Source organism: Kitasatospora sp. NPDC036755, assembly GCF_040636595.1.
Classification (GTDB): Bacteria; Actinomycetota; Actinomycetes; order Streptomycetales; family Streptomycetaceae; genus Kitasatospora.
This window is the reverse complement of the sequence record NZ_JBEZUT010000442.1, coordinates 1-5,654: the sequence shown is the minus strand read 5'-3', so window position 1 is coordinate 5,654 and position 5,654 is coordinate 1. Positions and strand designations below refer to the sequence as shown.

The following is a 5,654-nucleotide window of genomic DNA, read 5'->3' as shown; positions in this document are numbered from 1 at the left end:
CGCTACATGGACAAGCCGTCCAAGGACGGGGCCTCGGCCGACTACTGGTCCTCCACCGTCGGCAACAAGGACGTCCACTACTCGTCCGGTGTCGCGCAGCGGCGCATCAGGGTGCTCTTGCCGCTGCCGGGCAGGCCGGTGACGACCAGCAGGTCCCCGGCGGGGTAGCGCAGCACCGCCGGTCCGGGGCCGCGCAGCTCGTGCCGGGCGGGCGGGTCGTGCGGCGCGGGCAGGACGACCCGCTCCCCGGCGGTGCGCGGCGGCGGCACCCTCGGCACCGCCGCCGTCGGCATCGCTCTCGTCCGGCTCACCCGGTCTCCCCCCGCCGTTCCCCGTCCACCGCTCCCCGTCCACCGCTCCCCGTCCAAGGAGCATGGCGCATTCCCAAAAACGAGTAAAGGGCGGAGGTCGGCGCGGGTGCGACCGGGGTCCCCCGGGCGCTCGGGCCCGGCGGCGGACGTCAGCCCAGCTGCGGGGCGACCCGGGAGGCGATCACCTCCAGGTGGTCGAGGTCGTCCAGGTCGAGGATCTGGAGGTAGATCCGCTCGCTGCCGACCGCCGCGTACCGGCCGAGCTTCTCGACCACCTCGTCCGGGGTGCCGGCCAGGCCGTTCTCCTTCAGCTCCGCCACCTCGCGGCCGATCGCGGCGGCCCGGCGGGCGACCTCGGCGTCGTCGCGGCCGACGCAGGCCACCAGGGCGTTGGAGTAGACCAGGTCGGACGCGGAGCGCCCGGCCCGCTCCACGGCGGCGCGGACCCGGCCGAACTGGGCGGAGGTGTCGTCCACGGAGGCGAACGGCAGGTTGAACTCGTCGGCGAACCGGGCCGCCAGGGCCGGGGTGCGCACCGGGCCGTGGCCGCCGACCAGCACCGGGACGTGCTCCTGGGCGGGCTTGGGCAGCGCGGGCGAGTCGGTCAGCGTGTAGTACTCGCCGGTGAAGTCGAAGGTGTCGCCGAGCTTGGTGCGCCACAGCCCGGTGATGATCGCCAGCTGCTCCTCCAGCCGCCCGAACTTCTCCTTGGGGAAGGGGATGCCGTACGCGGTGTGCTCGGCCTCGTACCAGCCGGCGCCGAGGCCGAACTCGACCCGGCCGCCGCTCATGGCGTCCACCTGGGCGACCTGGATGGCGGTGACGCCCGGCAGCCGGAAGGTGGCGGCGGTCATCAGGGTGCCCAGGCGGATGGTGCTGGTGTCGCGGGCGAGGCCGGCCAGGGTGATCCAGGCGTCGGTGGGTCCGGGCAGGCCGTCGGCGTCGCCCATCCTCAGGTAGTGGTCGGAGCGGAAGAAGGCGCTGAAGGCGCCGAGCTCCTCGGCGGTGCGGGCGACCTTGAGGAGGGTGTCGTAGCTCGCACCCTGCTGGGGCTCGGTGAAGATGCGGAGGTCCATGCCGGCCATTCTGGTACGGAGCACCCGCTGATCGGCAGAGCGGATCCGGTGGACCACGGAACGTTTCCGCCACGGCGGGCGGGCGTGGGCGGGGTGGCCAAGGTCTCAGCACGGAACCGTCCCGGGCGTCCGTTCCCGCCCCGGCGCTCGCCTAACGTGGACGGATGTTCGCCACCTCCGACGATTCCTTCCGGCGCTCCCCCGACGAGCCGGCCGGCTGTCCGCTGCCCGGCATCGTGACGGCCTTCACGCCCCGGCTGGCCGAGTTCGCCTTCGAGCCCGGCTTCGTCGCGGCGGTCGACCAGCACGCGGCGATGCTGCGGGAGCTGCTGTACGCGCAGGGGCCGGAGCTCGCGCCCCGGCCCCTGGACCGTGAGGAGTTGTCGGACTACGCGCTGGGTTTCCTGGACGCGCTCCGCGAGATCGGCTGGCGGGAGCCGGTCGGCTACGACTACGCCGTCATCCGGCTCACCGCGATCTGCTGGCTGGTGCGCGAGCAGGGCCTGCTGGAGGTCTGAGCTCCGGCAGGCCCCGCCCGAGCGGGACGGTCAGCGGTCCTGGTCGCCCTCGATGCCCGGCGCGGGCGGGGTGCCCGGACCGGTCTGGGTGGTCGGCCTGATCGGCTGGTTGGACAGCGCGTCGGAGCGACCGGCCTGGTAGGCGGTGCCGCGCAGCCGGGCGGTCTCCCGCTCGGCGCCGTCCAGCCACCGCTCCCAGCGCTGGCGCATCGGGATGATCAGGCCGCCGCCGACGCCGACCACCAGCACACCGGTGATGGCGGCGAGCGCGGCGATCAGCACCGGTCCGGTGATCGTGGTGGCGATACCGGCCTGGCCCAGGGCGGCGATCACGCCGAGGCCGACGATGAACGCCCAGACCAGGGTGGAGACCGTCCGGCCGTACGAGGCGCCGGAGAGCGAGTTGCCGACGATGTCGCGCACGGCGTTGGCAATGGCCATCGCGACCACCACGATCACCACGGCGACGATGCCGCGCGGCAGCCAGGCGACGATGCTGTGGATCATCGTGCTGATCGGGTTCGAGCCGAAGACGCCGAACGCGAGCTGCAGGGCCATCAGCAGGATGATGTAGTACACCACCTTGCTGATGATCCCGGTCATGTCGTACTTGGAACCCCGCAGGTGAGCGGCCACTCCGGACCGCTCCGCGACCCGTTCCGAGCCGACCCTGCGCAGCACCCGGTCGAGGATCTTGGCGATCGCCTTGGCCACGAACCAACCGACGACCAGGATCGCCAGGAAGGCGATGAACTGCGGAATGACCTTGGCGATCTTCGACCAGGCCTCGGTGAAGCCGGATCCGAAGTCCACGGAAAGTGCGAGCTGCTGAGCCACGGAGTCCTCCACTCGGTGACACGGCGCCACGAGCGGCGCTTCCGGCCCCCCACCCTTCGTGGATAGCAGTCGCCCGCCCCGGCCGCGCGCCCCCGCTGTCCGGGATGCTCCCCTCGGGTGAATGCTCCGGCCGTCCGCACGCGTACAGTGGCGATCCGGGGGACGTCGGGCACGGGGCGGGACGGACGGGACGGTGCGGCAGTGAGCGGTACGGCGGCGGAGCGCGCGGTGGAGCACCGCGCACTGCACTGGCGGGTCCGGCCGGAAGCGGCCCGGGCGGCCATCCTGGTGCTGCACGGCGGCGAGGAGCACAACGACGCCCGGCCCGGGCGCCTCAACCTCCCGCTGCTGCGGATGCACGGCTTCCTGCGCGGCCTCACCCGGGCCACGGCGCGGGCGGACGTCGCGATCGGGACCGTCCGCTACCGCCACCGCGGCTGGAACGGCGAACGGGCCGACGCCGCCCGGGACGCGACCGCCGCGCTCGACGAGCTGGCCGCGCTGCTGGGCCCGGTGCCGACCGTGCTGGTCGGCCACTCGATGGGCGGGCGCGCCGCGCTCCGGGCGGGCGGACACCCCTGCGTCACCGGCCTGGTCGCGCTCGCGCCGTGGTGCCCGGCCGAGGACCCGTGCGAGCAGCTCGCCGGCCGGGACGTCCTGATGCTGCACGGCGACCGCGACACCGTCACGCCGCCCGCCGACACCCGGGCCTTCGCCGCCCGCAGCCGCGCCGCCGGTGCCCGGGTCTGCGGCTACACCGTCACCGGCAGCGGCCACGCCATGCTCCAGCGCGTCCCCGACTGGCACCGCGCCACCACGCGGCTCGCCACCGCGCTCCTCGGCCTCCACCCGCTGCCCGCGGAGACCGCCTCCGCCCTCGCGCTGCCGGCCGCCTCCCGCGAGGCCCTCACCCTCGCCCTCCCGCCCCAGCCGCGCCGCACCCCGCTGTTGCCCGCGAACCCCTGACGGCCCGGCGGGCCCGCCCCTGGGCTCAGCTCGGAGGGGGGCAACTCACCCGGGCCCACGGGCAGTCGCGGCGGATCGAGCGCCGCCGCGATCCGCCGGCGGACGTGGCCGGCCTCCGGCGGGTCCTGGCGGTGCCTGGCGGCGCCCGCCCTGTCCGGCGGCGTGTTGCGGCGGGGACGGCTCAGGACTTGGCGCCGTCGGGCCGGACGCAGGGGGACTCGAAGCCGACCAGCAGCGTGGCGGGCCAGTTGTCGCCGTCCACGAGGGAGGCCTTGAAACCGTTGTCCGGGTTCGTGAGGACGATCACGCCGGGCCTGCTGTCGGTGACGTCGAACCCGGCCACGACCAGGTGGCCGCGGAAGGCGTCGAAGACCGTGTCGTGGTGGTCGGCCGGGATGTCCCGCAGGAAGCGGTACGTCACGGCCTTGACCCGGCCGTCCGGCTCCGAGGGGGCGTCCTTCTTGAAGCACTGCTCCTCGCCGTCCCGTTCGACGACCGGCGAGATCGGCTTCGGGAAGGCGAGGAAGGTCTCGGTGAAGTACGTGTCGGTCTTCTGCTTGGCCTGGGCACTGGTCCGCGGGGCGTCGGCCGAACCGGAGCAGGAGGTGGCCGCCAGCAGGACGGCGCCGGCCGACAGGGCCGAGCGCACGGCGCGAGCACGGGGAGAGGCAACGGTCACCGCATGGTCCTTGAGGGGGTGTGTGGGCTGCTGGGGTCGGAATGATCCTAGACCGTGTGTCCGAGGGCGACGGCGAAGACCGCCGTCACCCACGTCCACAGCACCGACAGGCCCAGGTGCGCGACGGTCCGCAGACGGTCGCCGCGCCACAGCCGGGGCGAGAAGTAGGCGAACTCGAAGAGCCAGCGCAGGCCCCAGAAGAGGGTCTGGCCCGCCAGCAGCGCGGTGCCGAGCCGCCCGCCGGCGAGCAGCTCGGGGGCCAGGAGGAGCGGGAGCAGACCGAGCAGGACGCAGGCGAGGCCGATGAAGAAGAGGTGCGCGTAGGAGACCTGGCGGGTCAGCAGGGTCGTACCGGACAGGTCGGCGGGCCAGCCGATGGCGCGGGGCAGCACCGCGTGGACCAGGCCGACGGCCACGAGGGCGGCGCCGACCAGGCGCAGCTGGGCCTCCAGGGCGGTCGGTCCGGCGATCAGCCCGGTCACCTGACCGGTCATCGGGCGGCTCCCGGGGTGGGCTTCCGGAAGGCGAAGGCGGTGACCAGGCCCGCGATCCGGCGTTCGGCGGCCGGGTGCAGGCCCGCCTCGGCCGCGTGCCGGAGCCAGGTGGCGCGGGGCAGGAAGTGCCAGGCGCCGGGCCCGTAGACGGCGGTGTTGGCGGCGTCCCGCAGGTGCTCGACCAGCAGCAGGGTGCCGCCGGGGCGCAGGGCGCGGGCGGCCTCGGCGAACAGGGCGGTGCGGTCGGCGGGCCGGCGCAGCTCGTGGGCGGCGAAGACGGCGAAGACGGTGTCCAGGGTGCCGGTCGCGGCGGGCAGCGCGTCCGGGCGGGCCGGGATGCCGCCGGGGGCGGGCGGGCAGTGGCGGCGGGCGCGGCGGATCGAACCGCCGGCGGTGAGCGCCGGGTCGTACAGGTCGGCGAACCGGCCGTGGGCCTCCGGGTGGCGGGCGGCGAGCGGGCGGCTCGCCTCGTCCAGGCCGGTGCCGATCACCAGGTACTCGCCGGGGCCGCCGCCGGGCAGCAGGTCGGGCAGCCAGTCGTAGCGGTGGAGCCCGGAGCGGTCGTAGACGCACCAGGTGGCGAGGGTTCCGAGGACGAGGTACCCGGCGGCGGTGGCGGCGGCCGTCCGGGCGAGCGCGGCGGCGGGGCCGGGCAGCCGCCGGGCCAGCGCCCGGCCGTCTCTGGATTTCCCCACCCTGCGCTCGGATGCTCCTCAGACCTGCTCACGCGATTCCCCACCCTGCGGCACGCTGACCTGCGGACGGACACCGCT

8 protein-coding genes are annotated in these 5,654 nt (G+C 74.7%); 2 read left to right on the top strand and 6 right to left on the bottom strand.

Annotated elements, in window-relative coordinates; all coding sequences use genetic code 11:
- Positions 1 to 77 precede the first annotated feature (77 nt).
- Positions 78 to 311, bottom strand: a complete 234-nt coding sequence (locus AB0E96_RS37500; RefSeq protein ID WP_359830757.1) for a hypothetical protein — start codon at positions 309 to 311, stop codon at positions 78 to 80.
- A gap of 149 nt (positions 312 to 460) precedes the next feature.
- On the bottom strand, positions 461 to 1,387 hold the full coding sequence (locus tag AB0E96_RS37495) for an LLM class F420-dependent oxidoreductase (RefSeq protein ID WP_359830756.1): 927 nt from the start codon (positions 1,385 to 1,387) through the stop codon (positions 461 to 463).
- Between the two features lie 164 nt (positions 1,388 to 1,551).
- On the opposite strand from AB0E96_RS37495, the gene AB0E96_RS37490 reads away from it, so the two are divergent.
- Complete coding sequence (locus AB0E96_RS37490; RefSeq protein WP_359830754.1) at positions 1,552 to 1,905, top strand: DUF6401 family natural product biosynthesis protein; 354 nt, start codon at positions 1,552 to 1,554, stop codon at positions 1,903 to 1,905.
- A gap of 30 nt (positions 1,906 to 1,935) precedes the next feature.
- Here AB0E96_RS37490 and AB0E96_RS37485 read toward each other — a convergent pair whose 3' ends face one another.
- Positions 1,936 to 2,742, bottom strand: a complete 807-nt coding sequence (locus AB0E96_RS37485; protein WP_359830752.1) for a hypothetical protein — start codon at positions 2,740 to 2,742, stop codon at positions 1,936 to 1,938.
- A 201-nt stretch (positions 2,743 to 2,943) separates the two neighbouring features.
- Here AB0E96_RS37485 and AB0E96_RS37480 point away from each other — a divergent pair, with 201 nt between their 5' ends.
- Positions 2,944 to 3,708 carry an alpha/beta fold hydrolase gene (locus AB0E96_RS37480; protein ID WP_359830749.1) on the top strand — a complete coding sequence of 255 codons (765 nt, stop codon included), beginning with the start codon at positions 2,944 to 2,946 and terminating at the stop codon, positions 3,706 to 3,708.
- A 181-nt stretch (positions 3,709 to 3,889) separates the two neighbouring features.
- Here AB0E96_RS37480 and AB0E96_RS37475 read toward each other — a convergent pair whose 3' ends face one another.
- The 3 genes from AB0E96_RS37475 to AB0E96_RS37465 are packed head-to-tail and all read right to left on the bottom strand — an operon-like array spanning position 3,890 to position 5,576.
- Positions 3,890 to 4,387 carry a hypothetical protein gene (locus tag AB0E96_RS37475; protein ID WP_359830747.1) on the bottom strand — a complete coding sequence of 166 codons (498 nt, stop codon included), beginning with the start codon at positions 4,385 to 4,387 and terminating at the stop codon, positions 3,890 to 3,892.
- A 47-nt stretch (positions 4,388 to 4,434) separates the two neighbouring features.
- Positions 4,435 to 4,881, bottom strand: coding sequence for a hypothetical protein (locus tag AB0E96_RS37470; RefSeq protein WP_359830745.1), 447 nt, complete (start codon positions 4,879 to 4,881; stop codon positions 4,435 to 4,437).
- Positions 4,878 to 5,576, bottom strand: a complete 699-nt coding sequence (locus AB0E96_RS37465; RefSeq protein WP_359830744.1) for a class I SAM-dependent methyltransferase — start codon at positions 5,574 to 5,576, stop codon at positions 4,878 to 4,880. Before AB0E96_RS37465 ends, AB0E96_RS37470 begins: the two co-directional genes overlap by 4 nt.
- Positions 5,577 to 5,654: the final 78 nt, after the last annotated feature.